The sequence below is a fragment of the Cupriavidus sp. 21MJTG02-4 genome (assembly GCF_057798975.1).
In genome coordinates, this window is record NZ_JBYOJP010000002.1 from 240,712 (window position 1) to 266,960 (window position 26,249).

Consider the following 26,249-nt stretch of genomic DNA (forward strand, 5'->3'; position numbering starts at 1 on the left):
TGACACAAGCAGGTTCCCATGAGCGCTTCCCCGACCGCTGGCCAGGCAGGCCTTTCCTACCGCGATGCCGGTGTTGACATCGATGCTGGCGATGCCCTGGTCGACCGCATCAAGCCGTTTGCGAAGCGGACCATGCGCGAAGGCGTGATGGCTGGCATCGGCGGTTTTGGCGCGTTGTTCGAACTGTCGAAGAAGTACCAGGAGCCCGTGCTGGTGTCGGGCACCGACGGCGTGGGCACCAAGCTCAAGCTGGCGTTCCAGCTGAACCGCCACGACACCGTGGGCCAGGACCTGGTGGCCATGAGCGTCAACGACATCCTGGTGCAGGGCGCCGAGCCGCTGTTCTTCCTCGATTACTTCGCCTGCGGCAAGCTCGACGTGGACACCGCCGCCACCGTGATCCAGGGCATCGCCCGCGGCTGCGAACTGTCGGGCTGTGCGCTGATCGGCGGCGAAACCGCCGAAATGCCGAGCATGTACCCGGACGGCGAATACGACCTGGCCGGCTTTGCGGTCGGCGCGGTGGAAAAGCGCAAGATCATCGACGGCACCACCATTGCCCCGGGCGACGTGGTGCTGGGCCTGGCTTCGTCGGGCGCGCACTCCAACGGCTATTCGCTGGTGCGCAAGATCATTGAAGTGGCCAAGCCGGACCTTAACGCCGACTTCCACGGCCAGCGCCTGCAGGACGCCATCATGGCGCCGACGCATATCTACGTGAAGCCGCTGCTGTCGCTGATCGAAACGCTGCCGGTCAAGGGCATGGCCCACATCACCGGCGGCGGCCTGACCGAAAACGTGCCGCGCGTGCTGCCGCAGAACACCACGGCCGTGCTCCACCGCGACGCCTGGACGCTGCCGCCGCTGTTCCAGTGGCTGCAGTCGCAGGGCCGCGTGGCGGACGACGAAATGCATCGCGTGTTCAACTGCGGCGTCGGCATGGTGGTGATCGTCGCTAAGGAAGATGCCGAACGTGCGATCCGTCATCTGCAGGCTGCCGGCGAAGCCGTGTGGCAGATCGGCGAGATCCGCGAGCGCGCGGAAGGCCAGGCGCAGACCGTGGTGGTCTGACGACCGGCTCGTCCTCTGCCGGGTTTCCGGCATGGCGACGGTGAGATGCGAAAGGGCACATGCATTGCATGTGCCCTTTTTGATTTTGGGCTTTGGCGAGGCTGGACAGGACCGCCCGGCAAAGCCGAAGCGCGCCGCGCTATCCCTTCAGCCTCGTCAGCAGATTCATCAGCTTCAAGGCCCTGCCTGCATACGGCGGCTGAAACAGCTTCTGCACCAGCGACACCGGCCCCTGATAAAACACCGGCCGCAGCTTGGAGAAGGTATTGAACCCCTCCCGGCCGTGGTAGTGCCCCATCCCGCTCGGCCCGACGCCGCCAAATGGCAGGTCGTGCTGCGCCACGTGCAGCAGCGCATCATTCACCGATACGCCACCGGACATCACGTGCGTGATGTAGTACCGCTGCAGCGCCTTGTCATGCGTGAACGGGTAGATCGCCAGCGGCCGGTCATGCGCGTTGATGTAGTCGGCCACTTCCTGATGATCGCGATAGGTGCGGATGGGCAGGATCGGCCCGAAGATCTCGCGTTGCGATACCAGCATGTCTTCGCGGGGATCAAGCACCAGGCAAGGCGCGAACTTGCGTGTCGCGGTGTCGCCGGTGGCCAGCTCGACGATCGTTGCGCCTTTTGCCCTGGCATCCTCCAGCGTCGCGCGCAAGCGGTCATAGGCGCGCTGGTCGATGATGGCGGTGTAGTCGTTGCTGGTCAGGTCGGGGAAGCGCTCGGCAATCAGCCGCCTGGCATGCGCGACGAACGCGTCCACCGCGCCCTCGGGCAGGAAGACGTAGTCGACATTGGTGCAGATCTGCCCCGCATTGAACATCTTGACCCACAGGATGCGCTCGGCGGCGGTCTGGACGGGAAAGTCCGGTGCCACGATCGCGGGGGCCTTGCCGCCGAGTTCCAGCGTGACCGGCGTGAGGTTGCGTGCCGCGTTGGCCATGACCGCACGACCCGTGGCGCCCGAGCCGGTGAACAGCAGGTGGTCGAAGGGCAGCGAGGAAAAGGCCGGCCCGCGCCCGCCGCCATCTTCGAAGAATTTCAGCTTGTCTTCGGGGAAGTAGCGCGGGCTGATGCGCGCCAGCAGTTGCGCGAGGTGGCGCGAGTTTTCCGACATCTTGACCATGGCGCGGTTGCCCGCCGCGAAAATCGCGGCAAGCGGGCAGAACGCCAGGTTGAGCGGGAAATTCCACGGCACGATCACCCCGACCACGCCCAGCGGCTGCGGGATGACGCGGTTGCGCGCACCCGGGTACATCAGCCTGTCGATATGGCGCCGTTGCGGCTTCATCCACTTGCGCAACTGCTTGCGGGCGTCGCGGATCGATTCGAGCGCGACGAAGAACTCCGCGAACAGAGTCTCGAATTCGGAACGGCTGCCGTAGTCGCGTCCGATCGCTTCGACGATCTGCGCGCGGTTTTCCTTGAGCATGCGCGACAGCATCATCAGGTCGGCGATCCGTTGCGCATGGCCCGGCTCGGGGTCGGCGAGGTAGGCCTGCCGCTGACGCGCAAAACAGGCCGGGAATTCTTCCGGCATCACCACGTGATCGGCTGGCAGGTCAATGGCTCCCACGGGGTCTCCTGTTGATTGTTTCAGGCGTCCTGATGCGCTGCGCGCGTCAGGGATTGCCAGGGGCTGTGGCATCGGTGGCGGCGTCCTGGTCGCCGTAAGCCTGTCCGCCGAAGCGCAAGGCCGTATGCTGGCGCTGCGAGTGGCGCAGCGGGTAGAACATCTGCGCGGCCCAGTGCTCGGCGCCGAAGCGGCGATCATCCTCCAGTCCGACCTTCGCGGGGTACTGACGGGTGATGTGGGCCGTGCCGAACAGCACATCCCAGAAGAACAGCAGGTTGCCGAAGTTGCCCTTGTAGTGGCCGATGCCGTCGGCGTTGGTCAGCGCGTGGTGGGCCCAGTGCGTGGCCGGCGTGGAGATGGTCCGTTCGACCACCCACATCAGCGGCCGCAGCACGCGGATGCGGTACAGCGGCGCGTCCCAGGGCCAGGCGCAGTGCGCGCCGAGGATCACCATCATCTTGACCACGATGTACACGGCGTAGACCTTGCCGAAGCCGAGATACAGCAGCACCCCGGCGCTCCACAGCCCCGGCATCATCAGGTAGTAGAAGAAATTGTTCCGGTACGTGATGCGGATGCTCATGTACGACGCCGAATGGTGCGCGCGATGCAGCGGCCACAGCCACGGCGTATGGGACGCACGGTGCCACCAGTACTGCGTCATGTCATCGGCGACCAGCAGGATCGCCGTCATCGCCCACCATGGCAGGTGGGACCAGGCGCCGCGCATGTCGGGCATGAGCCAGTTGCACAGCCAGTTGGCGCCCAGCAGCGCGAACGGCTGCGTCACGGCGATCAGGCTGACGAACATCAGCAACTCGAGCTTGGTGTCGTTGGCGTCGGCGCGCACGCCTTGCTGGTAGCGCCGCGTGGCGAATTCCATGACGGCAAAGCCAAGGATGATACTGCCGATCAGCAGGTTCTGTAGCTGCAGGTTCATGCGGGTTGTCTCCGATCTCTTCGATGCTGCTTGTGCGGAAACTCTAGGTTGGCGCCGCCGATGCGTCCAATGCATAATCAACATCGTTCCAATGTGTCATACGCAATGAGGTTGCCCATGGATCTCCGCCGGCTCAGCCATGTGGTGGCGCTTGCCGATACACTGCACTTCGCCCGCGCGGCGGAACAGGTCCACCTGAGCCAGCCGGCGTTCAGCCGCAGCATCCAGGCCATCGAAAGTGATCTCGGCGTGCGGCTTTTCGAGCGCGATGCCGGCGATATCCGGCCCACGCCGGCCGGGGAATTCGTGCTGGAACGCGCGCGTCGGCTGCTGTTCGAGGCACGCTGCATGCAGCGCGATGTCGATCTTTACCGGGACACCCAGCTTGGCGATACGGCATTCGGGGTCGGACCGTTTCCCGCCGCGACGTTGATGCCGCGCGTGCTGTCGGCGCTTCGGCGCGAGCATCCGCAGGTCGCGTTACGTGTCGAAGAGAGCAACTGGGTGCTGTTGCTCGAGCGCCTGCGCGCGGAGGACATCGAATTTTTCGTTGCCGACGTGCGCGACCTTGCAGAGGATGCGTCGCTGGACGTGCGCCCGTTGCCGGCCCAGTCGGCGCGCTTCTTTGTCCGCGCGGGACATCCGCTGGCCGGCAAGACATGCACGATCCAGGAGGCCTGGCAGTACGGCGTGGCCAGCGTCAAGGCGCCGCGCGTGGTGACGGCCGTGTTTGCCCGGACGCTCGGCTTGCCGGCCGGCCAGGACGCCATGCTGGCATTGGAGTGCGATAACTTCGCCGTGATTCGCGCGGTCACCTTGTCCACGGACATGGTGCTTGGCGCCACCGATACGTCGGTCCGGGCAGAGTTGGGTTCTGGCGAACTGGTCGCGCTCGATGTGGAGGGATTGCCGGCGATGAAGGCCGGCATGGGCATTGTGAGCCTGCGCAACCGGACGCCTTCGCCGATGGCGGTGAAGGCGATCCGCTGCATCGAGCGGGTGGCAGCGGAAATCAGCGGCGAGGGGGATGCTTTGCCGCGCTAGGCTCAGTCCGGCGCGCCGAGTCGCGCCAGCGCGTCGCCGGTGACGCGGCAGATGCGCCAGTCCGGCATCACGTCCGCGCCCATTGCCTGGTAGAACTCGATGGACGGTGTGTTCCAGTCGAGCACCGACCATTCGAAGCGGCCGCAGCCGCGCTCCACCGCCAGCGCCGCCAGGTGCCTGAGCAGCGCCTTGCCAAGGCCATGGCCGCGCCAGGCCGGTTCGACGAACAGGTCTTCGAGATACAGGCCGGGTTTGGCCAGGAAGGTCGAGAAGTTGTGGAAGAACAGCGCGAAGCCGACGGGCCGCGTGCCATCAGGTGTATGGGCATCGACCAGGACGGCCTCGGCTTGCGGCTGCGCACCGAACAATGCCTGTTCGAGCTTCTGCGGCGTGGCTTCGACCAGATGGGTCAGCTTTTCGTACTCGGCCAGGTCCGAGATCAGGCGGAACAGCGTGGTGCAGTCGGCAGGCGCTGCGGGGCGGATGGCAAAGGAAGGAGACGGCATGGCGCAGGGCACGGTCCGAGACAAACGGCGATTATCGCCGCTGCGTCACATCCCGGCCAGCCGCGCAACTTGCGCGACGTAGTCCGGCGCGAGGCAATCGACGGACAAGCGTTCCGGCGTGCTGCGCAGCCATGTGATCTGGCGCTTGCAAAGCTGGCGCGTGGCCGCGATGCCGCGCTCGCGCATCGTCGCGAAGTCGGTGTCGCCGTCCAGGTACTCCCAGACCTGCCGATAGCCCACGCAGCGGATCGAAGGCAGGCCGGGGTGGAGATCGCCGCGACGGCGCAGGCGTTCGACTTCCTCGATCAGGCCGCCGGCCAGCATGGCGTCGTAGCGCGCGGCAATGCGCGCGTGAAGCACGGCGCGGTCCGAGGGCTCCAGCGCGATCACGCGGTAGCGCTGGTCGGCCGCGCCGGTGAAGGTGCGGCCGTCAGCTTGCCGCGCCAGCAGTTCGGACATCGGTTGCCCGGACAGACGGTGGATCTCCAGCGCGCGCTGGATGCGCTGGGCATCGTTGGGCGCGAGCCGCGCCGCCGTGACGGGATCGACTTCCGCCAGCATCGCATGCAGCGCTGGCCAGCCGCGTGCGGCGGCCAGTTCGTCGAGTTCGGCGCGCACGGCCGGATCGGCCTGGGGCAGGTCGTTCAGGCCCTGCGTCAGCGCCTTGTAGTACAGCATGGTGCCGCCGACGATCAGCGGCTGGCGCCCGCGCGCGCGGGTCTCGCCGATCAGCCGTTCAGCATCGCTGACGAACTGCGCGGCGGAGTAGCTGTCGGCCGGATCGATGATGTCGATCAGGTGGTGCGGCACCGCGGCCAGCTCGTCGGGCGTGGGCTTGGCGGTGCCGATATCCATCTCGCGATAGACCAGCGCCGAATCCAGGCTGATGATCTCCACGGCTGCCTGTTGCGCCAGGGCCAGCGCGGCAGCGGTCTTGCCGGAGGCGGTCGGGCCGAGCAGGCAGACGATGGGCGGGTGTTCGGACGACGGCAAGGCGGACATCAGGACTCAGGCAGGGCAGGACGTGGTGCGGGAGGGCGGCCTTACTGGCCGCGCAGGAACAGCCGGTCCAGCTCGGCCACGCTGAGCTGGACCCAGGTCGGGCGGCCGTGGTTGCACTGGTCGGCGCGCTCGGTCTGCTCCATCTGGCGCAGCAGCGCGTTCATCTCTTCTATCGTGAGCTTGCGGTTGGCGCGCACCGCGCTGTGGCACGCCAGCGTGGCCAGCAGTTCGTTGCGGCGCTCCGCCAGCACGCGCGAGCCGCCGTAGGCGTTCAGGTCGCGCAGCACGTCGCGCGCCAGCGCCTCGGCGTCGGCCTGCTGCAGCAAAGCCGGCACGGCGCGCACGGCGAGCGTGGTCGGCGATACCGGCGCGATGTCGAAACCGAGCAACGCCAGCGTCTCGCGATGCTCCTCGGCCGTGCCGATCTCCACCGGGTTTGCTGGCAGGGTCACGGGCAGCAACAGCGGTTGCACGGCGAGATCGCGCGCATCAAGCGCGTCCTTGATCTGCTCGTACAGGATGCGCTCGTGCGCCGCGTGCATATCGACGAGCACCAGGCCGCGCGCATTCTGCGCGAGCACGTAGACGCCATGGAGCTGGGCGATCGCGTAGCCGAGCGGGTGATCGTCGGTGTCCAGGGCGGCGTCATCCGCGGCGGGCGGGAGTGGCCTGGCCACGGCGATGCCATCGAGCAGGCCGGGCGCTTCATCGGCCCGCGCGGCCCGCGCGGCCTGCGCATCGGCCAGCCACGCGGGAGGCTGGGAAGACGGCATATAAGGCCGCGGCGCCGTGGCGTCACGCACCATGCCCAGATAGGCCTGGCGTGGCTGTGCGATGCCAAGTTCGGTCTGGCGCGCCGCCGAATAGTTGACCCACTGGCTGCCGCTGCCCGCTGCACCGTAGGGCGCGCGTGACTCTTGCAGCCGGATGGCGCCCGGGGCGGGTACGGGCTCGTCGTCCGTGCCGGTGTGCAGGCTGTCGCCATTCTCGCCGGCCTGGCGCGCCAGGCAGCGCTGCACGGCGTGATAGACGAACTGGTGCACGGCGCGCGATTCGCGGAAGCGTACTTCGATCTTGGACGGGTGGACGTTCACATCGACCATCTCGGGCGGCAGGTCCAGGCACAGCACGTAGGACGGGAAACGGTCGCCATGCAGCACGTCCTGGTAGGCGCTGCGCACCGCGTGGTTGAGCAGCTTGTCGCGCACGAAGCGGCCGTTCACGAAGAAGTACTGCTGGTCCGGCCGCCCGCGCGAGGCCGTGGGCAATCCGGCGAAACCATAGAGATGGAGATCGCCGGCCGCTTCATCGAGCGGTAACCGGGCCCGGGCAAAATCGCTGCCGAGCACCTGCGCCGTGCGCGTGGCCACATCGCCGGCGTTCCAGTGTTCGAGCGGCTTGCCGTTGTGGTGGACCGAGATCGCCACGTCGGGACGGGCCAGCGCCGCGCGCCGGACCATTTCCAGGCAATGCCCCAGCTCGGTCTGTTCCGACTTGAGGAACTTTCGGCGCGCGGGAGTGTTGAAGTAGAGATGCTGGACGTCGACGGTTGTGCCGACTCCGCCAGATGCCGGCTGCAAGGCGCCGGTATCGGCACTGACCAGCGTGGCGTGCGGATCATTCGCAGTGCGGCTGGTCAGCGACAGCTGGGACACGGAAGCGATCGAGGCCAGGGCCTCGCCGCGGAAACCGAGGGTCAGCACGGCCTCGAGTTCGTCGAGCGAAGCGATCTTGCTGGTGGCGTGGCGCATCAGCGCCACGGGCAGTTCGGATGCGGGGATGCCGCAACCGTTGTCCGAGATGACGATGCGCCGCACGCCGCCTTCCTCGAGCCGGATGCCGAGCTGGCTGGAGCCGGCGTCGAGCGCGTTCTCGAGCAGTTCCTTTACCACGGAGGCCGGGCGTTCCACGACTTCGCCCGCGGCGATCTGGCTGATGAGCTGGTCGGGCAGGGGGCGGATCGGGCGCGGCGGCTGCGCTGTTCGGGAGGCGGAGGCTGGCATGCGGCGATTATACGTGCCGTGCCGCACGCGGGATGACCGCTGCCGGGCCGCCCAGTGACCGAAGCGTCGGGCGGCTCTTGTATGATGTCGCGCTTGTTGGATCAACTTACAACACAACGGGGAAAGACTTGGATCTCGCTCTGCAGCTCATCGACATGCTGTTGCACGTCGACAAATACCTCGGCACGGTCATCCAGCAGTATGGCGTCTGGGTCTACGCCATCCTGTTCGCGATCGTATTTGCCGAAACCGGGCTGGTGGTGCTGCCATTCCTGCCGGGCGACTCGCTGCTGTTCATCGCGGGTGCGTTCTGCGCCACGGGCGCCATGAACGAATGGGCGCTGATCGGGCTGCTGCTGACCGCGGCGATTTCGGGCAATACCGTGAACTACTGGGTCGGGAGCTGGATCGGTCCGAAGGTGTTCGACCACCAATGGCGCTTCCTCGACCAGAAGGCGCTGCGCCGCACGCATGACTTTTACGAGCGCCACGGTGGCAAGACGCTGGTGATGGCGCGCTTTGTCCCGATCGTGCGCACGTTCGCGCCGTTCGTGGCCGGGGTTTCGCAGATGACGTTCGGGCGCTTCCAGTTCTTCAACGTGATCGGCGCGCTGGCGTGGGTGGCAGGGCTGGTGTTCGCGGGCTACTTCTTCGGCAACCTGCCGTTCATCAAGCAGTACCTGAACCTGATCGTGCTGGCCGGTATTGGCGCAGCCGTGGTCCCGCTGGTGCTGGGCGGGCTGTGGAAGCTCGTGCGCGGCAACAAGCGCAGCACGTCGAGCGTCGAGCGCTGAGCGCAGCGCTGCCGCAGTCCTAGTTCAGGCTGCGGCTCATCATGCGCAGGGCCGGCATGCGGTCGCGGATTTGGGCGATGTCGGCGGCATCCGGGCGCGCCTTTACGTAGGCCTCGAGATCCTCCAGCGCCGGCCGGAAGCATTCCATGTTGGCATAGGCGAGGCCGCGGTCGCGCACTTCCTCGATCGATCCGGGCAGCAGGATCACCAGGCGGTTCTGCACCGCCAGCAGCCGCTGCCAGCGTGATTCCTGCAGGTAGATTGCCTTGAGGTTGCGCAGCATGCGCGCAATGATCTCGCGGTGGCTGGCGGCCTGCAGGAACAGGCCCAGCGGCACCTGGCCGGGATCGGAAATCCCCTCGCGCTCCAGGTAGGGGTCAAGCATTTCCTGAAGCTGTTCCTTCGACAGGGTCTCGCCGGTCAGGGGGTCGAGGATGACTTCCCCGGCCGGGATCGTCATGCGCACCAGGAAATGGTTCGGGAAGGACACGCCCTTGAGCGGCAGGCCGATCTGCTGGCCGAGCTCCATGTACAGGACGGCCAGTGAAATCGGGATGCCGCGCCGCTGCTTCAGCACCACGTTCAGGTACGAGTTGTCAGGATCGTAGTAGTCGTTGGCGTTGGCGCCAAAACCGAGATCGCGATAGAAGAAGTGGTTCAGCAGGCGCAGCCGCTGGATGGCCGGGGTACCTTCGGCAATCCTGCGTTTGAGGCGCAGCGCCAGCACATCCAGCGCGGCCAGTTCGGCTTGAAGATCCAGGTCGGGGAAGGCGTCCTGCGCGATGGATAGTGCGGTTTCAGTCAGGGGAATGCCGTTCTCGTCCGCCACCAGGCTGGCGAAGTAATCAAGGACTTTCGTACTTGTCATTGCGGATTCCTGATGCGGCACGGCCGTGCCGTGCCCTGGCGCTCACTTGCGTGCTACGGCCCGTTCCGTCGGTGAACGAGCCCTAGACCGTCCGGCGCTTGAAGGCGGCGTATCGCAGTCCCATGAGCCACAGTGTACCGAAGTAGACCACCGCTGCAAGTACCAGGCAGGAAGCCAGCAGCGCGATGCGCAGCAGCGGCGTGGCCCCCAGCCCGACCCAGTCGAAGTTGCGCACGAACCAGAGCAGCAGGCCGGATAGCAGCAGCACCGCGGTGAACAACTGGGCCAGGAACAGTCCCCATCCGGGCGCGGGCCGGTAGTAGCCGCGCCGGACCAGGCCGGCAAAGAGCAACAGGGCGTTGATGGTGGCACCGACGCTGATCGACAGCGCCAGGCCCGCATGGCCCATCCACGGCACGAACGCGTAGTTGCAGGCCTGCGTAATGACCAGTACCACCAGGGCGATCTTCACCGGCGTGCGGATGTCCTGGCGGGCATAGAACCCCGGCGCGAGGATCTTGATGACAATGAGGCCAAGCAGGCCGGTGCCGTAGGACACCAGCGCCTGCCGTGTCATCTCGACGGCGTGCGCGTCGAACTTGCCGTAGTTGAACAGGACCGACGTCAGCGGCGCGCCAAAGACATAGAGCCCGACCGCGCACGGCACGGCCAGCAGGAATGTCAGGCGCAGGCCCCAGTCGAGCAGGCCCGAGTATTCGGCGCGATTGTCCTGGGCGCTCGCCTTCGACAGGCTTGGCAGCAGGATGGTGCCGAGCGCCACGCCGAGCAGCGCGGTCGGGAATTCCATCAGCCGGTCGGCATAGGTCAGGTACGACACGCTGCCGGCAGCCAGGCGCGAGGCAATATTGGTATTGATGATCAGGCTGATCTGCGCCACCGACACGGCCAGCAGTGCCGGACCCATCTGCCTGAGGATGCGGCGCACGCCGGGATCGGCCCAGGCCTTGCGCACGCTGAAAGTCACGCGCGGCATGGCGCCCAGGCGCTTGAGCGCGGGGACCTGGATCAGCAGTTGCAGGATGCCGCCAACCAGCACGCCCCACGCCTGCGCATAGATCGGCTGCGCCATGCGCGGGCCGACGAACAGCGCCGCGAAGATCAGGCAGAGGTTCAGCAGCACCGGCGTGAACGCCGGCACCGCGAACTTGCGCCAGGTGTTCAGGATGCCGGACGCCAGCGCCACCAGCGAAATCAGGCCGATATACGGGAACATCACCCGGGTCATGAAGACGGCCGCCGTATAGGTCTCGCCCTGGCCGCGGAAGCCGGTCGCCACGATGGTCATGACCAGCGGCGCGCCGATCACGCCCAACAACGACACCCCCATCAGCGCCCACGTCATGATCGTCGCGACGGCGTCGATCAGGTGTTTGGTCTCCGCGTCGCCGCGCTTGGCGTGGTATTCGCCCAGGATCGGCACAAAGGCTTGCGAGAACGCGCCCTCGCCGAAGATGCGTCGCAGCAGGTTGGGGATCCGGAAGGCCACGTTGAAGGCGTCGGTCATGTCCGAGGCGCCAAAGGCCCGGGCAATCAGGATTTCGCGCACCAGGCCCGTGATGCGCGAAAGCATGGTCAGGCTGCTGATGGTGGCGAGCGCTTTGAGCAGGTTCAAGGTGAGTCGGCGGGAAGCGGTGGATCGGGCTGTAAGGGCTGGTACTGGCTGGCGGGCATGGCGGCGTGCGTGCCGCGCATCGCGTGCAGGCGCGGATGGCGGTTCAGACGCCCGGCGCGCGGTAAAGTTGCCGCAGCGGCACGCTGCGTGCGGCGAAGTGGCGCCTATTATACGGATCGCCCCGGTGCAACCCCGGCCCGGCTTGGTATACCGCGTCCGGCCTTGCGTGTGGCTCCGGCGTGTGTGTATAATTGCCGATTCACAAGGACAGCTGCGTTCCGGATTCGTGTGTCAGTGCATCCCGGGTCGCTTGATATGACTTAATTGTTGTGTCCCCCGCGGCACGCATCTGAATTCAGGATATTTAATTACATGGCAAATTCCGCACAAGCACGCAAGCGCGCCCGCCAAGCCGTTGCTCAAAACGCTCACAACTCCAGCCTGCGCTCGCGCCTGCGTACGGCCGTGAAGGCCGTTCGCAAGGCCATCGACGCCGGCGACAAGGCTGCTGCTGCTGAAATCTTCAAGAATTCGCAAGCTACCATCGACAGCATTGCCGACAAGAAGATCGTGCACAAGAACAAGGCGGCACGTCACAAGTCGCGTCTGTCGGCTGCTATCAAGGCCATGGCTGCCTGATAGTTGCCTGGGCCGCTCCGGCGGCCCCGACGGTACTGCAAAGTGCCCGTCTCAATAAAAAAGCTCGTCATCCGACGAGCTTTTTTATTTTCCGGGCCCCGCTACAGGCGGCGCTGGGTGTCTTATTCCAGCGAGCAGGCTTCGACCAGTTGCAGATTGTTGTCGCGCGCGAAATTCAGCACGAAGTCGAGCGCCTTCGGTTCGATCTCGCGCAGGCGCACATCGACCACCACGCATTTGACGTTGCCCGAAAAGATCGGGCGCACATACGGGGAGTAGGTCAGGCGGGGATCGCCGGTATCGCCTTCGGGACGGAATTGCGCCATGACGCCGCAGAGTCGTTCAGCCCAGTCGCTTGGACGGAAGGTCTTGCCTTCCTTGGTAATGCCTTGGATGAAGTATTCGCGAACATTGGGGTTCATGAGACTGGGCGACTGCGGGTGAGGCGAGGTGACTCGACGGAAAACCCGCGGAACGGGCGCCCGTTTGACGCGGCCGGCGAGTGTTTGGTTCGCTCTTTCCAGGCCGGGGTGGCGGGGCGTCGGTGTCTGCGGGGGCACTTTTGATGCCGGCGGCGGGCGGCGGCAAGGGTATGCCGGGCCCCGCGTGAATCAGCAAGTATTATATCTTATATAAGACTTGCGCATAAGCCCGAAAACCTGTCGGGAACCTGTCAGCAGGTGCCGAGGCGGGTTCGTCCGGGCTCGCCAAAGCAGAAATAATCCCTTATGATCGTTGCACGTAAATTGCGTATGCGACGCGAAAGGCGGCTCCGCGACGCGCTTCTGTCATGCAGGTTCATGACGGCGTGTCTCCTCCGGGCCGCCTTCTTTGTTTTATGAGCTCAACCCCGATCAAGCATTACCTCCAGTTCAGCGACTTGTCTCCCGATGAGTACGAGTACCTGCTGGACCGCGCACGGATCCTCAAGGCCAAGTTCAAGAACTACGAGACCTGGCACCCGCTGCACGACCGCACGCTGGCCATGATCTTCGAGAAGAACTCGACGCGTACGCGCCTGTCGTTCGAAGCCGGCATCCACCAGCTCGGCGGCCACGCGGTGTTCCTGAACACGCGCGATTCGCAACTGGGCCGCGGCGAGCCGATCGAAGACGCGGCGCAGGTGATCTCGCGCATGGTCGACATCATCATGATCCGCACGTTCGGGCAGGACATCATCGAACGTTTCGCCGCGCATTCGCGCGTGCCGGTCATCAATGGCCTGACCAACGAATACCACCCGTGCCAGGTCCTGGCCGACGTGTTCACCTACATCGAGCAGCGCGGCAGCATCCGCGGCAAGACCGTGGCATGGATCGGCGACGCCAACAACATGGCCTACACCTGGATCCAGGCGGCCGAGCGGCTTGGCTTCACTTTCAATTTCTCGGCGCCTCCGGGTTACCAGCTTGATCCGGCGATGGTGCCGGCATCGGCCGCAGGGCAGCTCAAGGTGTTCGACGATCCGCTGGCGGCGTGCCAGGGCGCCAGCCTGGTGACCACCGACGTGTGGACCAGCATGGGCTTCGAGGCCGAGAACGAAACGCGCAAGCGCGCCTTCAAGGACTGGATGGTGACCACGGCCATGATGGACCGCGCCGAGCCCGATGCGCTGTTCATGCATTGCCTGCCCGCCCACCGTGGCGAGGAAGTCGAAGCCGCGGTAATCGACGGCCCGAAGAGCGTGGTCTGGGACGAGGCGGAAAACCGCCTGCACGTGCAGAAGGCGCTGATGGAATACCTGCTCTGCGGCCGCTACTGAAGCGCGCGCCGGCAGGCACAAGGGGAGGGGCCATGATGGCCCCTCTTTTTACGTGACCGCATCCACATCAATGCAATCAAGGAGAGGGAAGTGAGCCAGTTCGACAACGTATCGGTCGTCAAGAAGGCCAACCTGTATTTCGACGGCAAGTGCGTGAGCCACACGGTGCTGTTCGCCGACGGCACGCGCAAGACGCTGGGTGTGATCTTCCCGGCGACGCTGACGTTCAACACCGGCGCACCGGAGATCATGGAAGTCAATGCGGGCGTGTGCCGCGTGCGCCTGGCCGGCTCGGAAGACTGGCAGACCTATGGCGCCGGCCAGCAGTTCAGCGTGCCGGGCAACAGCAGCTTCGATATCGAAGTGCAGGAAACGCTCGACTACGTCTGCCACTTCGCCTGATCGTGGCGACCGAGCCGGTCAGAGCACGACCGGTTCCGGCTCGATGCGCACGCCGAAGCGGGCCTGGACCGTATCGGCGATGCGCGTGGCCAGCGCCAGCAGCGCTGCGCCGGTCCCGCCGCCATGGTGCACCAGCACCAGCGCCTGCTTGCCATAGACGCCCACCGCGCCGTCATTGACGCCCTTGAAGCCGCAACGGTCGATCAGCCAGCCGGCGGCCAGCTTGAACGTGCCGTCGGGCTGGGCATAGCTGACGAGGCCGGGGTGGCTGGCCAGCAATGCGTGCCGTTGCTCGGCGCTGACCAGCGGATTCTTGAAGAAGCTGCCCGCATTACCGATCTGCGCGGGGTCCGGCAGCTTGCGCGAACGGATGGCGATCACTGCGTCGCGGATCGTTGCGGCGTCAGGTGTGGCATTGCCTTCCAGTTCCCGTGCCAGTTCCCCATAAGCGAGCACAGGCTGCCAGTCGCGCGGCAGCCGCAGCGTGACCGCCGTGATGATGTAGCGGTCGCGGCCCGCCTGCTTGAACAGGCTGTCGCGGTAGCCGAACGCGCACTGGGAGAGGTCAAGGTCGACGAAGCGCATCGTCTGGCGGTCAAGCGCGCGCAAGCCGGCAAAGCGCTCGCGCAGTTCCACGCCATAGGCGCCGATGTTCTGGATCGGTGCCGCGCCGGCGGTGCCGGGGATCAACGCCAGGTTTTCGAGGCCGGGCAGGCCGTCCGCAATGGTGCGGCAGACCAGGCCATGCCAGTTCTCGCCGGCACCGGCGGTGACGCGCCATGCGTCAGTGCCGGTCTCCACGCGGTATCCCGGAATCTCCATCAGCAACACCAGCGCGTCGAGATCGCCGGTCAGCACGACATTGCTGCCGCCACCGAGCACCACCAGCGGCAGGCCCCGGCCGCGCGGGTCTTCCAGCGCGGCCAGCAGGTCGGCTTCGCTGCGGACATGGACGGCGTAGCGCGCGCGGACATCGAATCCGAATGTATTGTGGCGGCGCAGGGGATAAAATTCGTGGAAATCTGCCATGCAAGCTAGAGGTGATGCGGCCGACACAACGCGGCCAGGCGCCTCATGGTGCGAGGCAGGCTGGATTATACGGAAGTGCCGGCGTGGCCCGAACTGGGCCCGGACGCCGTGCAGGCAAGTGAAAAGGAGAATGCAATGCCGTCGTTTGACGTAGTGTGCGAAGCCAACATGGTCGAGATCAAGAATGCGGTCGAACAGGCCAACAAGGAGATCTCGACGCGTTTCGATTTCAAGGGTTCGGACGCACGGGTCGAGCAAAAGGAAGGCGAACTGACCGCCTTCGCCGACGATGACTTCAAGCTGGGCCAGGTCAAGGATGTGCTGATCAACAAGATGGCCAAGCGCAATGTCGACGTGCGCTTCCTCGACTACGGCAAGGTCGAGAAGATCAGCGGCGACAAGGTCAAGCAGGTCGTCACCATCAAGAAGGGCGTGACCGGCGACCTGGCCAAGAAGATCGTGCGCATGATCAAGGACAGCAAGATCAAGGTGCAGGCCAGCATCCAGGGCGACGCCGTGCGGGTGTCCGGCACCAAGCGCGACGACCTGCAGGGCGTGATCGCGTTGCTGCGCAAGGACGTGTCCGAGGCGCCGCTGGACTTCAACAACTTCCGGGACTGATTCCCGCGCCGGCGCCGGTGCAATGCCGGCGCCTGGCGAGGCTGCGGGCCGCGCTCAGCGCGCCTGCGGCAGCCCGCCGATTTTCGCGCCGGCCCGGATGCCCTTCTGCGCGAACCAGCCTTTGTTCATTTCCAGCGCGTAGCGGATCGCTGCCTTCGGGCAGTGGTTGTCCTGCGTCTGCGGCGCCATGTCCTCGATATTGACGATGCTGCCGTCGTCGGCCAGGAAGGCGATCGACAGCGGCAGGTCCGTATTTTTCATCCAGAAGCAGTGTCCGGCCTTCTGCTCGAACACGAACAGCATGCCGGCATTGGCCGGCATCGATTTGCGGTACATCAGTCCCTGCTCGCGCGCCGCGGGCGTCGACGCGACCTCTGCCTGAATGGCGTACATGCCGGCCGTGAGAGGCACCATGGGCAGGGCGCTCTGTGCGTGGGCCAGGCCGGTGACGGTGGAGGCCAGCAGGATGCAGCGGAAAAGCAGGGTCTTGGTCAGGGTTCGCATGGCAATGCGGCGGGGGGTCGATGGCAGGCGCAAGCATAACGCACGCGCGGGCAGACTGAGCGACGTCCGCACGGCGGCCCGGTGGATACAAAAAAAGGCAGGTTGCCGGGCAACCTGCCTTTCACACGTGCGCCGGAGATCCGGCGCGGCCGCGTGCTTACTGTGCGGCCGGTGCCGAAGCCGCTGCAGCCGAAGCTGCCTTCTTCGAGTGGTGCTTCTTGTGCGAGCTCTTCTTCTTGGCGGCCTTCGGGGCTTCCTTGGCGGCCGGAGCTGCGTCAGCGGCGGCCGGAGCCGAAGCCTGGGCGAAAGCGCCCGTGGCGAACAGACCAACAACCAGGGCAGCGATCAGTTTTTTCATTGCGATTACCTCGAAGAGTGACTGTAGTCGGAAAGTTGGCGCGCAATTGGACGCGTCACCGACAACAACGAGGACACCGCCCGCTGCGTTGACGTGTCCGGTGTTAGTTTTTGTAACGCACGCGACCCTTGTTGCCGGCGCCCGGCCCGCGCGGGATAGCCTGTGGCCCGCGGACGGGAGGCAGGCCAAGCAGATCCGGCTGCACGACACAGGATTGCCCGGGCAGCAACGCCAGTGCGCGCAGATCAAGCCGGCCGATGGTCGCGCGCACCAGGCGCAGCGTCGGAAAACCTACCGCAGCGGTCATGCGACGGACCTGGCGGTTCTTGCCTTCACGGATCTGCAGTTCGAGCCAGCTGGTCGGGATCGCCGCGCGATAGCGCACGGGCGGATGCCGGGGCCAGAGCCACGACGGCTCCTCGACCACGCGGACCTTGGCCGGCAAGGTATGGAAATCGCCGAGGTCGACGCCTTGCCGCAAGCGCGCCAGCGCGGCCTCGTCGGGAATGCCCTCTACCTGCGCGAAGTAAGTCTTGGCGAGCTTGTGGCGGGGATCGGCGATGCGCGCCTGCAGGCCGCCGTCATCGGTGAGCAGCAGCAACCCCTCGCTGTCTGCATCGAGTCGGCCGGCCGGGTACACGCCAGGCGTCGCGATCCACTCGGCCAGCGTCGGCCGCGAGGGGTGCTCGGAAAACTGGCTCATGGTGCCAAAGGGCTTGTTCAGGGCAATCAACGTCATGGGGCAACAGTATGCCGGAGCCGTCGCGATCCCCGGCGTTCCTGGGTCGGCGCGTCCGTCCAGCGTGGCAGATCGCCAGGAATTGCTGCATAATGACTGGCTAGTCTTGTGTCTTATATAAGACTGACGTGGTGCGGCGCAACGCAGGCGGCCCCGGGCCTCCGGCTACAATGCCTTCGCTCCGCCTCGCTCATTTTGCTGCCGGGTCGTGCGTGCCGGGCGGCTGTCTTAACCGTTCCGTACTGGAGACGTCATGTATCAACACATCAAGGTCCCGGCTGGCGAGAAGATCACGGTCAACCAGGATTTTTCGCTGAATGTCCCGGACCAACCGATCATTCCTTACATTGAAGGCGATGGTACGGGCAGGGATATCACCCCGGTGATGATCAAGGTGGTGGACGCCGCGGTGGCCAAGGCCTACGCCGGCAAGCGCAAGATCTCGTGGATGGAGATCTACGCCGGCGAGAAGTCGACCAAGGTCTACGGCCCCGATGTGTGGCTGCCCGACGAGACCCTGGACGTGCTCAAGGAATACGTGGTCTCGATCAAGGGCCCGCTGACCACGCCGGTCGGTGGCGGCATCCGTTCGCTGAACGTGGCGCTGCGCCAGCAGCTCGACCTGTATGTTTGCCTGCGCCCGGTGCGCTATTTCAAGGGCGTGCCTTCGCCGGTGCGCGAGCCGGAGAAGACCAATATGGTCATCTTCCGCGAAAACTCCGAAGACATCTACGCCGGTATCGAGTGGGAAGCCGAAAGCCCGCAGGCCAGGAAGCTGATCGCCTTCCTGCAGAACGAGATGGGCGTGAAGAAGATCCGCTTTCCCGAAACCTCGGGGATCGGCGTCAAGCCCGTATCGAAGCAGGGCACCCAGCGCCTGGTGCGCAAGGCCATCCAGTACGCCATCGACAACGACAAGCCGTCGGTGACGCTGGTGCACAAGGGCAACATCATGAAGTTCACGGAAGGCGGGTTCCGTGACTGGGGCTATGAGCTGGCCCAGTCGGAATTCGGTGCCGAGCTGGTCGACGGCGGTCCGTGGTGCAAGTTCAAGAACCCGAAGACGGGCCGCGATATCGTCATCAAGGACGCCATTGCCGACGCCTTCCTGCAGCAGATCCTGCTGCGTCCGGCCGAATACTCGGTGATCGCCACGCTGAATCTCAACGGCGACTACATCTCCGACGCGCTGGCGGCTCAGGTCGGCGGCATCGGCATCGCCCCGGGTGCGAATCTGTCCGACTCCGTGGCCATGTTCGAAGCCACCCACGGCACGGCGCCCAAATACGCTGGCAAGGATTATGTCAATCCGGGTTCGGAAATCCTGTCGGCGGAAATGATGTTGCGCCACATGGGCTGGACCGAGGCGGCCGACCTGATCATCGCTTCGATGGAAAAGTCGATTCTGTCGAAGAAGGTGACCTATGACTTCGCCCGCCTGCTGGAAGGCGCGACGCAGGTGTCGTGCTCAGGTTTTGGCCAGGTGATGATCGACAATATGTGATCCACGGGCTCGGCAGGCGCGCGCGCCTGTGTGCGAAAGCCCCGGCGCCGCAAATGCGGCGACCGGGGCTTTTTTTCGACGATGAGCGACGTCGGGATCCGGGCAGGGTATTGCCACACGGCGCACGGCCGCAGAATGCGGAAAGCCCGGCGCGAGGCCGGGCTTTTCGTCGGATGCGGTAGCGTGCAGCTGAGAGCCGTGCAACGGCATTGCCGCGGCCCTGAGGGCGGAGGCCATGCTGTTTTCGCGGATCCCGTTCCGGGGGAGTTTCCCCCCGCATCCTTGGTGACTACCCCGAAACTCTGTCGGCCCGGGTGCAGTCGCGGCGCACTTCAGCCCTGGGCGTCCTGGATGTTGGTGGCCTGCTTGCCCTTGGGGCCCTGGGTCACCTCGAACGAGACGCGCTGACCTTCCTTGAGCGTCTTGAAGCCCGCCATCTGGATTGCCGAAAAGTGCGCAAACAGTTCTTCCTCGCCTTCGTCCGGCTTGATGAACCCGAAGCCCTTGGCGTCATTGAACCATTTGACGATACCGCTTGCCATATACTCCCCCAACGAAATAGCAGATTTCAAAGCGGGGAAGCCTGCGGCCAGCTGGATGACACGCGCTGCGGCGCCAAGCAGCCGCTTCCCTTCGGGATGCGGACGGCAATGACGCAGCATGGGTGAATCGCGTGGCAACGCTTCTGGTTATGGTGTGCCAGTATCGTCGCCACTGGTTCGTAAGCCTCCCTGCTCACGGATCACCAGGTCCGGCCCTTTTGCTTGACTCGCTGGCCTGAACCTGATGTGCGACCGATTCTTCTGGCAAACCCATTTACTGTCAAGCTGGCGGATTCCCCACTCCCGGAAGGGTGTGGCGGGAATCGGACGGCCGCTGATGGTACCGTGTGGGGATGCGCACAGTGGCGTTGCGCACGTTGGCGCTTGCGTGCCGGCGTGCGCCCGTCACGTGCATTGCAGTGCCTTTGGCATTTTCCGAACGACGCGGAATGCGTGGCGCGGCTCTTGAATCCCGCCACAGTTCCCCAAATTGCAGAGTTGCGAGTAAGGGTTAGAATAAAGCCATGGCTACACGGCTGGCGAATGTCCCACAACGCGAAGCAGGCACCATTCTGGAGCGGAAAGAGCAGGCGCTCAAACCGCCCGCTATGTACAAGGTGGTGCTGCTCAATGACGACTACACTCCGATGGAGTTTGTAGTCATGATCCTGCAACAGTATTTCAGCAGGGACCGTGAAACGGCGACGCAGATCATGCTCACCGTTCATCGGGAAGGTAAGGGCGTCTGCGGTATCTACACCAGAGATATCGCCGCGACAAAGGTCGAGCTGGTGTCAACGCACGCGCGGCAGGCGGGCCACCCCCTGCAGTGCGTGATGGAGGAAGCATGATTGCGCAAGAATTGGAAGTGAGCCTGCACATGGCGTTCGTTGAGGCCCGGCAGGCACGCCACGAGTTCATTACCGTGGAGCACCTGTTGCTGGCGTTGCTCGACAACCCGACGGCAGCAGAGGTCTTGCGCGCCTGCGCGGCCAATATCGAGGACTTGCGCACGAGCCTGAAGAATTTCATCGCTGACAACACACCGGTCGTGCCCGGCACGGACGAGGTCGACACCCAGCCCACGCTGGGTTTCCAGCGAGTGATCCAGCGCGCGATCATGCATGTGCAGTCGACTTCCAACGGCAAGAAGGAAGTGACGGGGGCCAACGTGCTGGTCGCCATCTTCGGCGAGAAGGATTCGCATGCCGTCTACTACCTGCAGCAGCAGGGCGTGACGCGCCTGGACGTGGTCAACTTCATCAGCCACGGGATCCGCAAGGACCAGTCCGAGCCGGCCAAGCACGGTGATGGCACGGGCGAAGGCGAAGGCGGCGACGGCAAGGAAAGCCCGCTCGAGCAATACACCCAGAACCTGAATACGCTGGCCAAGGCCGGCAAGATCGACCCGCTGATCGGCCGCGAAAGCGAAGTCGAGCGCGTGGTGCAGGTGCTGTGCCGCCGGCGCAAGAACAACCCGCTGCTGGTCGGCGAGGCTGGCGTTGGCAAGACCGCGATCGCGGAAGGCCTGGCGTGGCGCATCACCAAGAACGAAGTACCGGACATCCTGGAAAAGGCGACCGTCTACTCGCTCGACATGGGCGCGCTGCTGGCCGGCACAAAATACCGTGGTGATTTCGAACAGCGCCTGAAGGGCGTGCTGAAGTCGCTGAAGGACAACCCGAACGCGATTCTCTTCATCGACGAGATCCACACGCTGATCGGCGCCGGCGCCGCATCGGGCGGCACGCTGGACGCGAGCAACCTGCTCAAGCCGGCCCTGTCGTCGGGACAGCTCAAGTGCATCGGCGCGACCACCTTCACCGAATATCGCGGCATCTTCGAGAAAGACGCGGCGCTGTCGCGGCGCTTCCAGAAGATCGACGTGGTCGAGCCGTCCGTCGACCAGACCGTGCAGATCCTGCGCGGCCTGAAGTCGCGCTTCGAGGAGCACCACGGCGTCAAGTACGCGGCCTCGGCGCTGACCGCGGCGGCCGAACTGTCGGCGCGCTTCATCACCGACCGCCACCTGCCCGACAAGGCGATCGACGTGATCGATGAAGCCGGCGCGGCACAACGCATCCTGCCGAAGTCGAAGCAGAAGAAGACCATCGGCAAGGGCGAGATCGAGGACATCGTCTCGCGCATTGCCCGCATCCCGCCGCAGAGCGTGAACCAGGACGACCGCAGCAAGCTGCAGACGCTGGAACGCGACCTGAAGTCAGTGGTGTTTGGCCAGGACCCGGCCATCGAGGCGCTGGCCTCGGCGATCAAGATGTCGCGCGCGGGGCTGGGCAAGACCGACAAGCCGATCGGCTCCTTCCTGTTCTCGGGCCCCACGGGCGTGGGCAAGACCGAAGTCGCCAAGCAGCTCGCCTTCATCATGGGCATCGAGCTGCTGCGCTTCGATATGTCCGAGTACATGGAACGCCACGCGGTCAGCCGCCTGATCGGCGCGCCGCCGGGATACGTCGGCTTCGACCAGGGCGGCCTGCTGACCGAGGCCGTCACCAAGAAGCCGCATTGCGTGCTGCTGCTGGATGAAATCGAGAAGGCGCATCCGGATATCTTCAATATCCTGCTGCAGGTCATGGACCATGGCTCGCTGACCGACAACAACGGCCGGCGCGCCGACTTCCGCAACGTGATCATCATCATGACCACCAATGCGGGGGCGGAGACCATGAACCGCGCCACCATCGGCTTCACCACGTCGCGCGAGCAGGGCGATGAAATGGCCGACATCAAGCGCATGTTCACGCCGGAGTTCCGCAACCGGCTGGACGCGATGATCAGCTTCCGTTCGCTGGACGAGGAAATCATCCTGCGCGTGGTGGACAAGTTCCTGATGCAGCTGGAAGAGCAGCTCCACGAGAAGAAGGTGGAAGCCAGCTTCACGGAGAAACTGCGCAAGTTCCTGGCGCACAAGGGCTTCGATCCGCTGATGGGCGCCCGCCCGATGCAGCGCCTGATCCAGGACATGATCCGCAAGGCGCTGGCCGACGAGTTGCTGTTCGGCAAGCTGGTGTCGGGGGGCAAGGTGGTGGTCGATCTCGACGATCAGGACCAGATCAAGCTCGACTTCTCCGAAGCCGATCCGGAGCCGCCCGAGGCGCCGGAAAGCGAGCAGCGCGCGGAGGTCTGAGCGACGCACGAGGACATTGTCTGCAATTGCGGCCATCCTCGGGCAAAATACAGGGGCGGCAGAAATGCCGCCCTTTGTTTTTTGTCACGGCAGCCAGTGGGCCGCCTCTTCCAGAAAGACCGATGTCCCGTCCCGAACGCACGCGGCTGCGCCGCATGCTGCTCAAAGCCCTGCCGCTGGCCGCTACACCGCTGACCGCGGTAGCCGCCGGCGCGCCCGCCGATTCGCCCGCAAGCGGCCGTCCGATCACGATGGTCCTGCCGTTTCCGCCGGGTGGCAGTGTCGATATCGTGGCGCGCCAGCTGCAGCCGGGCCTTAAGGCTTTGCTCGGCCAGACGATCGTGGTCGACAACAAGCCTGGCGCCGGCGGACTGATCGCCTCCAGTACCGTTGCGCGTTCCAAGGCCGATGGCAATACCCTGCTGATGGCTTTCGACACCCACGCCATCAACCCGTTTGCCTACAAGCAGCTGCCCTACGACACCTTCCGCGATTTCACCCCGATTTCGCAGCTGGTGCGTTTTCCGCTGGTTATCGCCGCGAATCCGGCGCTGCCGGCCTCCAATGTGCGAGAGCTGGTGGCACTGGCCAAGGCCAGGCACGACGGCGTGCGCTATGCCTCGTCCGGCATCGGCAGCCTCAACCAGCTTGCCGCCGAAGCGCTGGCGACCGAGACCGGCGTGCATATGCTGCACGTGCCCTACAAGGGCGGCGGCCCGGCCGTGCAGGCCGTGCTGTCGAACGAAGTCGACATCTTCTTCAGCAGCTACGCGGCCGTGCAGGCCCATATCGCGGCCAAGACCATCAAGGTGCTTGGCGTCACGGGAACCAGCCGGCTGAAGCAGTTGCCGCAAGTGCCTACGGTGGCGGAGCAGGGCGTGCGCGGATTTGAGGCGTATTCGTGGATCGGCGTGTTCGGCCCGGCGGGCATGGCGCCCGCCACCGTGAGCCGCATCCACGACGCCCTGGTGGAATCGCTGCACCAGCCGCGCGTGGTCGATGCCCTGGCGGCGCAAGGCTTCGAGATCGTCGGCGGCAGTCCTGCCGAGCTTGGCAACCTTGTGCGGCATGAGCACGACAAGTGGCAGGCCGTGGCACGCAAGGCCAATATCCAGTTCGAGTAATGGCAAGCAACGCTGAAATGTTCGACCACGCTGTCGTGGTCTGCCCCGATCTCGATGCCGGCGCCGACGCCTGGCGCCGGCTCGGCTTTACGCTGACGCCGCGCGGCTATCACACGCTGGGTTCCCAGAACCACTGCATCATGCTGGCGCGCGACTATGTCGAGCTGCTCCACGTCACCGCTCCGAACCCAAGCCGGCAGTATTACTGGGACGCCCAGGCGCGTGGTGGCGGCTGTGCGGCCATGTCATGCAAGAGCGTCGATGCCTTCGCCACGGCGGCCCGCCTGCGCGAGGGCGGCTGGCATACTTCCGAGCCGATCGAGTTTTCGCGTCCTGTGGTGCTCGACGATGGCAGCGAGCACGCTGCCACGTTTCGCGTCACGGCGCTCGATGACGCACCGGGTGCGCGCTACTTCGTCTGCGAGCACCGCACGCCCGAACTGCTCTGGCGGCCGGAATGGATCCGGCACGCCAATGGCGCGCAGGGGATTGCGTCGATGTTCATGGTGGTAGCGCCGGCGCTGGTGGATGCCACCGGCCGCGCCTATGCCGAGCTGACCGGTGGCGAAATGACGCAGCTGAGCGACCACATCTGCAGCGTCGCGGTGGACGATGCCACGCTGGTCATCAGTACGCCCCAGGCGCTGGCAGCGGCAACCGGCACCGCGCACATCCAGCGCGATGTGCCGGGCTATGCGGCGATCCGCCTGCGCACTGGCGCACTGGCAGAAGCGCGCCAGATCTGGCGCGCGGCCGGCATTCCGGCCCAGGACCTCGGACCGCACGAGACCCTGATTCCGGCGAGCGCCGCCGGCGGCGTTGCCCTGCTGTTCGAACAGCAGGGTTGAAGCCAGGCAGCGTCAGGCGCTGGCCTTGGCGTGGTGCACGCCGGTGGAACCAAAACCGCCGGCGCCGCGCTCGCTGTTTTCCGAGAACTCTTCGACCGTCGTGAACACCGGGCGCAGCACGGGCACGAACATCATCTGCGCGATGCGCTCGCCGGGCTGGATCACGATGGGTTCGGTGCCGGGTGCGTTGCGGTTCCACACGCTGACCATGATCTGGCCCTGGTAGTCGGCGTCGATCACGCCGATCGAATTGCCCAGCACCAGGCCTTTCTTGTGGCCCAGGCCCGAGCGCGGCACGATGGTCGCGGCCATGTACGGGTTGCCCATATGCACGGCGATGCCGGCCGGCACCAGTTGCGCGGCGGTGCCCGCTGCGATCGACACCGGTGCGTCGACGCAGGCGTGCAGGTCGATGGCAGCCGCCATGTCGCTCTGGTAAGCGGGCAGGCCCCACTCGTTCAGGCGGGAATCCAGCACCTTGATTTCAACGGACGGGTTCAGTTCTTGGCTCATTTCGGGATCGGTTCTGCGAATCTCCGGCAAGGCGGCTTGCCCTGACGAGGTTCAGTTTTCGGAATTCAGTTCAAACGCTTCGGCCAGCAGTTCGTACGTGCGCAGCCGGGCGGCATAGGTCGCGGTCACGCTCAGCACCACCAGCTCGTCGGCAGCGAACTGCTCGCGCAGCGCCAGCATGCGCTCCGCCACGCGTTCGGGCGTGCCGCAGATGGTGCGCGGACGCTCGCGCTCGATGATCAGCTGGTCGCGCTCGGTCGGGACATGGCTTTCGGCTTGCTCCAGCGACGGGATCGGCGCGTTGACCCCATAGGCCATCTGCAGCCGCCGCAGATCCACGGCGCGTTCCAGTTCGGCCGCTTCGGCGTCGGTGTCGGCACAGATCACGAAGATCGCGGCGGCACTGTAAGGCTGGGCCTCATAGCCTGGCTGGAAGTCCTCTCGGTACTGCCGCGCGACATGATGGCCCGTGTGCGCGTTGATGAAATGCGCAAACGCAAACCGCAACCCGAGGCGCGCGGCCAGTGCGCCGCCGTAGTCGCTGGAGCCCAGTATCCACAGTTCAGGCTGCGTATCGACCACGGGCTGGAGCAGCACGCCCTCGGCCAGGTGGCCGGGCGGCACGTCGCCGCGCAGCAGGCAGGACAGGTCGCGCACCTGCTCCTCGAACTGCGCACCGCGGTCGTACTGGCCCATTGCCACGGCCTGCGCCGTGCGCAGGTCGCCGCCGGGCGCACGGCCCACGCCGAGGTCGATGCGGTTCGGGAACAGGCCTTCGAGCATGCGGAACTGCTCGGCCACCTTGAACGGGCTGTAGTAGGGCAGCATGACGCCGCCCGAGCCCAGCCGGATACGCTGCGTGACGCTGCCGATGCGCGCCAGCATGACTTCCGGCGCGGGATTGCAGACGCCGCGCAGGCCATGGTGCTCGGCGCACCAGTAGCGCGTGTAGCCAAGCGCGTCGGCCATCTGCGCCAGCTCTACGGTGGCAGCCAGCGCGTCACGCGCGGTATGGCCGGCGATGACCGGGCTCTGGTCGAGCACGGACAGGCGCAGGCGGGGCTTGGTCGCGGTCATGA

General features: G+C 65.3%; 27 protein-coding genes. 12 read left to right on the forward strand and 15 right to left on the reverse strand.

Annotation, left to right across the window (positions count from 1 at the left end; translation table 11 throughout):
* The first annotated feature begins 18 nt into the window (after positions 1 to 18).
* A complete protein-coding gene (purM, locus tag AC3FKH_RS04360) occupies positions 19 to 1,071 on the forward strand; it encodes a phosphoribosylformylglycinamidine cyclo-ligase (RefSeq protein WP_488673236.1) in 1,053 nt (350 codons plus the stop codon).
* Positions 1,072 to 1,210: 139 nt separating this feature from the next.
* Here purM and AC3FKH_RS04365 read toward each other — a convergent pair whose 3' ends face one another.
* Together AC3FKH_RS04365 and AC3FKH_RS04370 are read right to left on the reverse strand one after the other, a co-directional pair.
* On the reverse strand, positions 1,211 to 2,650 hold the full coding sequence (locus AC3FKH_RS04365) for a coniferyl aldehyde dehydrogenase (RefSeq protein ID WP_488673238.1): 1,440 nt from the start codon (positions 2,648 to 2,650) through the stop codon (positions 1,211 to 1,213).
* Between the two features lie 46 nt (positions 2,651 to 2,696).
* Positions 2,697 to 3,590: a sterol desaturase family protein gene (locus AC3FKH_RS04370; RefSeq protein WP_488673240.1), complete on the reverse strand. Its 894-nt coding sequence runs from the start codon at positions 3,588 to 3,590 to the stop codon at positions 2,697 to 2,699.
* Positions 3,591 to 3,707: 117 nt separating this feature from the next.
* Here AC3FKH_RS04370 and AC3FKH_RS04375 point away from each other — a divergent pair, with 117 nt between their 5' ends.
* On the forward strand, positions 3,708 to 4,634 hold the full coding sequence (locus AC3FKH_RS04375) for a LysR family transcriptional regulator (protein WP_488673242.1): 927 nt from the start codon (positions 3,708 to 3,710) through the stop codon (positions 4,632 to 4,634).
* A 2-nt stretch (positions 4,635 to 4,636) separates the two neighbouring features.
* On the opposite strand, the gene AC3FKH_RS04380 is transcribed toward AC3FKH_RS04375, so the two are convergent.
* Genes AC3FKH_RS04380 through mutL form a run of 3 tightly spaced genes read right to left on the reverse strand, consistent with a single transcriptional unit; the run spans position 4,637 to position 8,145 of the window.
* Positions 4,637 to 5,140, reverse strand: coding sequence for a GNAT family N-acetyltransferase (locus tag AC3FKH_RS04380; RefSeq protein WP_488673244.1), 504 nt, complete (start codon positions 5,138 to 5,140; stop codon positions 4,637 to 4,639).
* 45 nt (positions 5,141 to 5,185) lie between these two features.
* Entirely contained in the window at positions 5,186 to 6,142 is a 957-nt protein-coding gene (gene miaA, locus AC3FKH_RS04385) for a tRNA (adenosine(37)-N6)-dimethylallyltransferase MiaA (protein ID WP_488673246.1), read from the reverse strand.
* Positions 6,143 to 6,183: 41 nt separating this feature from the next.
* Positions 6,184 to 8,145: a DNA mismatch repair endonuclease MutL gene (gene mutL, locus AC3FKH_RS04390; RefSeq protein WP_488673248.1), complete on the reverse strand. Its 1,962-nt coding sequence runs from the start codon at positions 8,143 to 8,145 to the stop codon at positions 6,184 to 6,186.
* A gap of 140 nt (positions 8,146 to 8,285) precedes the next feature.
* On the opposite strand from mutL, the gene AC3FKH_RS04395 reads away from it, so the two are divergent.
* A complete protein-coding gene (locus tag AC3FKH_RS04395) occupies positions 8,286 to 8,939 on the forward strand; it encodes a VTT domain-containing protein (protein ID WP_488673839.1) in 654 nt (217 codons plus the stop codon).
* Positions 8,940 to 8,958: 19 nt separating this feature from the next.
* Here the strand turns inward: AC3FKH_RS04395 and AC3FKH_RS04400 are convergent, their stop codons facing one another.
* Together AC3FKH_RS04400 and murJ are read right to left on the reverse strand one after the other, a co-directional pair.
* Positions 8,959 to 9,807 carry a SirB1 family protein gene (locus AC3FKH_RS04400; protein WP_483730260.1) on the reverse strand — a complete coding sequence of 283 codons (849 nt, stop codon included), beginning with the start codon at positions 9,805 to 9,807 and terminating at the stop codon, positions 8,959 to 8,961.
* An 82-nt stretch (positions 9,808 to 9,889) separates the two neighbouring features.
* Entirely contained in the window at positions 9,890 to 11,440 is a 1,551-nt protein-coding gene (murJ, locus tag AC3FKH_RS04405; protein WP_488673251.1) for a murein biosynthesis integral membrane protein MurJ, read from the reverse strand.
* A gap of 372 nt (positions 11,441 to 11,812) precedes the next feature.
* Here murJ and rpsT point away from each other — a divergent pair, with 372 nt between their 5' ends.
* Positions 11,813 to 12,079, forward strand: coding sequence for a 30S ribosomal protein S20 (gene rpsT, locus AC3FKH_RS04410; protein ID WP_011298911.1), 267 nt, complete (start codon positions 11,813 to 11,815; stop codon positions 12,077 to 12,079).
* Positions 12,080 to 12,201: 122 nt separating this feature from the next.
* On the opposite strand, the gene AC3FKH_RS04415 is transcribed toward rpsT, so the two are convergent.
* Complete coding sequence (locus AC3FKH_RS04415) at positions 12,202 to 12,501, reverse strand: DUF3579 domain-containing protein (RefSeq protein WP_011298910.1); 300 nt, start codon at positions 12,499 to 12,501, stop codon at positions 12,202 to 12,204.
* Positions 12,502 to 12,917: 416 nt separating this feature from the next.
* Here AC3FKH_RS04415 and argF point away from each other — a divergent pair, with 416 nt between their 5' ends.
* Both argF and ppnP read left to right on the forward strand, forming a co-directional pair.
* Entirely contained in the window at positions 12,918 to 13,841 is a 924-nt protein-coding gene (gene argF / locus AC3FKH_RS04420) for an ornithine carbamoyltransferase (RefSeq protein ID WP_483730257.1), read from the forward strand.
* A gap of 90 nt (positions 13,842 to 13,931) precedes the next feature.
* Positions 13,932 to 14,243: a pyrimidine/purine nucleoside phosphorylase gene (gene ppnP / locus AC3FKH_RS04425; protein ID WP_483711532.1), complete on the forward strand. Its 312-nt coding sequence runs from the start codon at positions 13,932 to 13,934 to the stop codon at positions 14,241 to 14,243.
* An 18-nt stretch (positions 14,244 to 14,261) separates the two neighbouring features.
* Here the strand turns inward: ppnP and murB are convergent, their stop codons facing one another.
* Entirely contained in the window at positions 14,262 to 15,272 is a 1,011-nt protein-coding gene (murB, locus tag AC3FKH_RS04430; protein WP_488673254.1) for a UDP-N-acetylmuramate dehydrogenase, read from the reverse strand.
* A 135-nt stretch (positions 15,273 to 15,407) separates the two neighbouring features.
* Here murB and AC3FKH_RS04435 point away from each other — a divergent pair, with 135 nt between their 5' ends.
* Positions 15,408 to 15,893, forward strand: a complete 486-nt coding sequence (locus AC3FKH_RS04435) for a YajQ family cyclic di-GMP-binding protein (RefSeq protein ID WP_483709162.1) — start codon at positions 15,408 to 15,410, stop codon at positions 15,891 to 15,893.
* A 54-nt stretch (positions 15,894 to 15,947) separates the two neighbouring features.
* Here the strand turns inward: AC3FKH_RS04435 and AC3FKH_RS04440 are convergent, their stop codons facing one another.
* The 3 genes from AC3FKH_RS04440 to AC3FKH_RS04450 all read right to left on the reverse strand — a co-directional run bounded on the left by AC3FKH_RS04440 (position 15,948) and on the right by AC3FKH_RS04450 (position 17,494).
* A complete protein-coding gene (locus AC3FKH_RS04440; RefSeq protein ID WP_488673256.1) occupies positions 15,948 to 16,397 on the reverse strand; it encodes a DUF192 domain-containing protein in 450 nt (149 codons plus the stop codon).
* 157 nt (positions 16,398 to 16,554) lie between these two features.
* Positions 16,555 to 16,755, reverse strand: a complete 201-nt coding sequence (locus AC3FKH_RS04445; protein ID WP_483730253.1) for a hypothetical protein — start codon at positions 16,753 to 16,755, stop codon at positions 16,555 to 16,557.
* A 103-nt stretch (positions 16,756 to 16,858) separates the two neighbouring features.
* On the reverse strand, positions 16,859 to 17,494 hold the full coding sequence (locus AC3FKH_RS04450; protein ID WP_488673259.1) for a pseudouridine synthase: 636 nt from the start codon (positions 17,492 to 17,494) through the stop codon (positions 16,859 to 16,861).
* A 253-nt stretch (positions 17,495 to 17,747) separates the two neighbouring features.
* On the opposite strand from AC3FKH_RS04450, the gene icd reads away from it, so the two are divergent.
* Positions 17,748 to 18,998 (forward strand): NADP-dependent isocitrate dehydrogenase, encoded by a 1,251-nt coding sequence (gene icd, locus AC3FKH_RS04455; protein ID WP_488673261.1) that lies wholly within the window; start codon positions 17,748 to 17,750, stop codon positions 18,996 to 18,998.
* 332 nt (positions 18,999 to 19,330) lie between these two features.
* Here the strand turns inward: icd and AC3FKH_RS04460 are convergent, their stop codons facing one another.
* A complete protein-coding gene (locus tag AC3FKH_RS04460) occupies positions 19,331 to 19,540 on the reverse strand; it encodes a cold-shock protein (RefSeq protein WP_483709152.1) in 210 nt (69 codons plus the stop codon).
* A gap of 524 nt (positions 19,541 to 20,064) precedes the next feature.
* Here AC3FKH_RS04460 and clpS point away from each other — a divergent pair.
* The 4 genes from clpS (at position 20,065) to AC3FKH_RS04480 (ending at position 24,657) form a co-directional block, all read left to right on the forward strand.
* Complete coding sequence (clpS, locus tag AC3FKH_RS04465; RefSeq protein ID WP_116318045.1) at positions 20,065 to 20,391, forward strand: ATP-dependent Clp protease adapter ClpS; 327 nt, start codon at positions 20,065 to 20,067, stop codon at positions 20,389 to 20,391.
* Positions 20,388 to 22,685: an ATP-dependent Clp protease ATP-binding subunit ClpA gene (gene clpA / locus AC3FKH_RS04470; protein WP_483730250.1), complete on the forward strand. Its 2,298-nt coding sequence runs from the start codon at positions 20,388 to 20,390 to the stop codon at positions 22,683 to 22,685. Before clpS ends, clpA begins: the two co-directional genes overlap by 4 nt.
* 122 nt (positions 22,686 to 22,807) lie before the next feature.
* The gene (locus AC3FKH_RS04475; RefSeq protein ID WP_488673264.1) at positions 22,808 to 23,809 is read left to right on the forward strand and encodes a Bug family tripartite tricarboxylate transporter substrate binding protein; all 1,002 of its coding nucleotides are present in this window, start codon (positions 22,808 to 22,810) and stop codon (positions 23,807 to 23,809) included.
* A complete protein-coding gene (locus tag AC3FKH_RS04480; protein WP_488673266.1) occupies positions 23,809 to 24,657 on the forward strand; it encodes a VOC family protein in 849 nt (282 codons plus the stop codon). The genes AC3FKH_RS04475 and AC3FKH_RS04480 overlap by 1 nt, the downstream gene beginning before the upstream one ends.
* 12 nt (positions 24,658 to 24,669) lie before the next feature.
* Here AC3FKH_RS04480 and dut read toward each other — a convergent pair whose 3' ends face one another.
* Both dut and AC3FKH_RS04490 read right to left on the reverse strand, forming a co-directional pair.
* Positions 24,670 to 25,170, reverse strand: a complete 501-nt coding sequence (gene dut, locus AC3FKH_RS04485) for a dUTP diphosphatase (protein WP_488673267.1) — start codon at positions 25,168 to 25,170, stop codon at positions 24,670 to 24,672.
* Between the two features lie 51 nt (positions 25,171 to 25,221).
* The gene (locus tag AC3FKH_RS04490; RefSeq protein WP_488673269.1) at positions 25,222 to 26,247 is read right to left on the reverse strand and encodes an LLM class flavin-dependent oxidoreductase; all 1,026 of its coding nucleotides are present in this window, start codon (positions 26,245 to 26,247) and stop codon (positions 25,222 to 25,224) included.
* Positions 26,248 to 26,249 lie beyond the last annotated feature (2 nt).

Excerpts from the sequence above, each read along its gene's own strand:
- purM (WP_488673236.1), top strand. The coding sequence starts at position 19 with ATGAGCGCTTCCCCGACCGCTGGCCAGGCAGGCCTTTCCTACCGCGAT.
- AC3FKH_RS04370 (WP_488673240.1), bottom strand. The coding sequence starts at position 3,590 with ATGAACCTGCAGCTACAGAACCTGCTGATCGGCAGTATCATCCTTGGC.
- AC3FKH_RS04375 (WP_488673242.1), top strand. The coding sequence starts at position 3,708 with ATGGATCTCCGCCGGCTCAGCCATGTGGTGGCGCTTGCCGATACACTG.
- AC3FKH_RS04380 (WP_488673244.1), bottom strand. The coding sequence starts at position 5,140 with ATGCCGTCTCCTTCCTTTGCCATCCGCCCCGCAGCGCCTGCCGACTGC.
- miaA (WP_488673246.1), bottom strand. The coding sequence starts at position 6,142 with ATGTCCGCCTTGCCGTCGTCCGAACACCCGCCCATCGTCTGCCTGCTC.
- mutL (WP_488673248.1), bottom strand. The coding sequence starts at position 8,145 with ATGCCAGCCTCCGCCTCCCGAACAGCGCAGCCGCCGCGCCCGATCCGC.
- AC3FKH_RS04400 (WP_483730260.1), bottom strand. The coding sequence starts at position 9,807 with ATGACAAGTACGAAAGTCCTTGATTACTTCGCCAGCCTGGTGGCGGAC.
- rpsT (WP_011298911.1), top strand. The coding sequence starts at position 11,813 with ATGGCAAATTCCGCACAAGCACGCAAGCGCGCCCGCCAAGCCGTTGCT.
- AC3FKH_RS04415 (WP_011298910.1), bottom strand. The coding sequence starts at position 12,501 with ATGAACCCCAATGTTCGCGAATACTTCATCCAAGGCATTACCAAGGAA.
- argF (WP_483730257.1), top strand. The coding sequence starts at position 12,918 with ATGAGCTCAACCCCGATCAAGCATTACCTCCAGTTCAGCGACTTGTCT.
- murB (WP_488673254.1), bottom strand. The coding sequence starts at position 15,272 with ATGGCAGATTTCCACGAATTTTATCCCCTGCGCCGCCACAATACATTC.
- AC3FKH_RS04435 (WP_483709162.1), top strand. The coding sequence starts at position 15,408 with ATGCCGTCGTTTGACGTAGTGTGCGAAGCCAACATGGTCGAGATCAAG.
- AC3FKH_RS04440 (WP_488673256.1), bottom strand. The coding sequence starts at position 16,397 with ATGCGAACCCTGACCAAGACCCTGCTTTTCCGCTGCATCCTGCTGGCC.
- AC3FKH_RS04445 (WP_483730253.1), bottom strand. The coding sequence starts at position 16,755 with ATGAAAAAACTGATCGCTGCCCTGGTTGTTGGTCTGTTCGCCACGGGC.
- AC3FKH_RS04450 (WP_488673259.1), bottom strand. The coding sequence starts at position 17,494 with ATGACGTTGATTGCCCTGAACAAGCCCTTTGGCACCATGAGCCAGTTT.
- icd (WP_488673261.1), top strand. The coding sequence starts at position 17,748 with ATGTATCAACACATCAAGGTCCCGGCTGGCGAGAAGATCACGGTCAAC.
- AC3FKH_RS04460 (WP_483709152.1), bottom strand. The coding sequence starts at position 19,540 with ATGGCAAGCGGTATCGTCAAATGGTTCAATGACGCCAAGGGCTTCGGG.
- clpS (WP_116318045.1), top strand. The coding sequence starts at position 20,065 with ATGGCTACACGGCTGGCGAATGTCCCACAACGCGAAGCAGGCACCATT.
- clpA (WP_483730250.1), top strand. The coding sequence starts at position 20,388 with ATGATTGCGCAAGAATTGGAAGTGAGCCTGCACATGGCGTTCGTTGAG.
- AC3FKH_RS04475 (WP_488673264.1), top strand. The coding sequence starts at position 22,808 with ATGTCCCGTCCCGAACGCACGCGGCTGCGCCGCATGCTGCTCAAAGCC.
- AC3FKH_RS04480 (WP_488673266.1), top strand. The coding sequence starts at position 23,809 with ATGGCAAGCAACGCTGAAATGTTCGACCACGCTGTCGTGGTCTGCCCC.
- dut (WP_488673267.1), bottom strand. The coding sequence starts at position 25,170 with ATGAGCCAAGAACTGAACCCGTCCGTTGAAATCAAGGTGCTGGATTCC.
- AC3FKH_RS04490 (WP_488673269.1), bottom strand. The coding sequence starts at position 26,247 with ATGACCGCGACCAAGCCCCGCCTGCGCCTGTCCGTGCTCGACCAGAGC.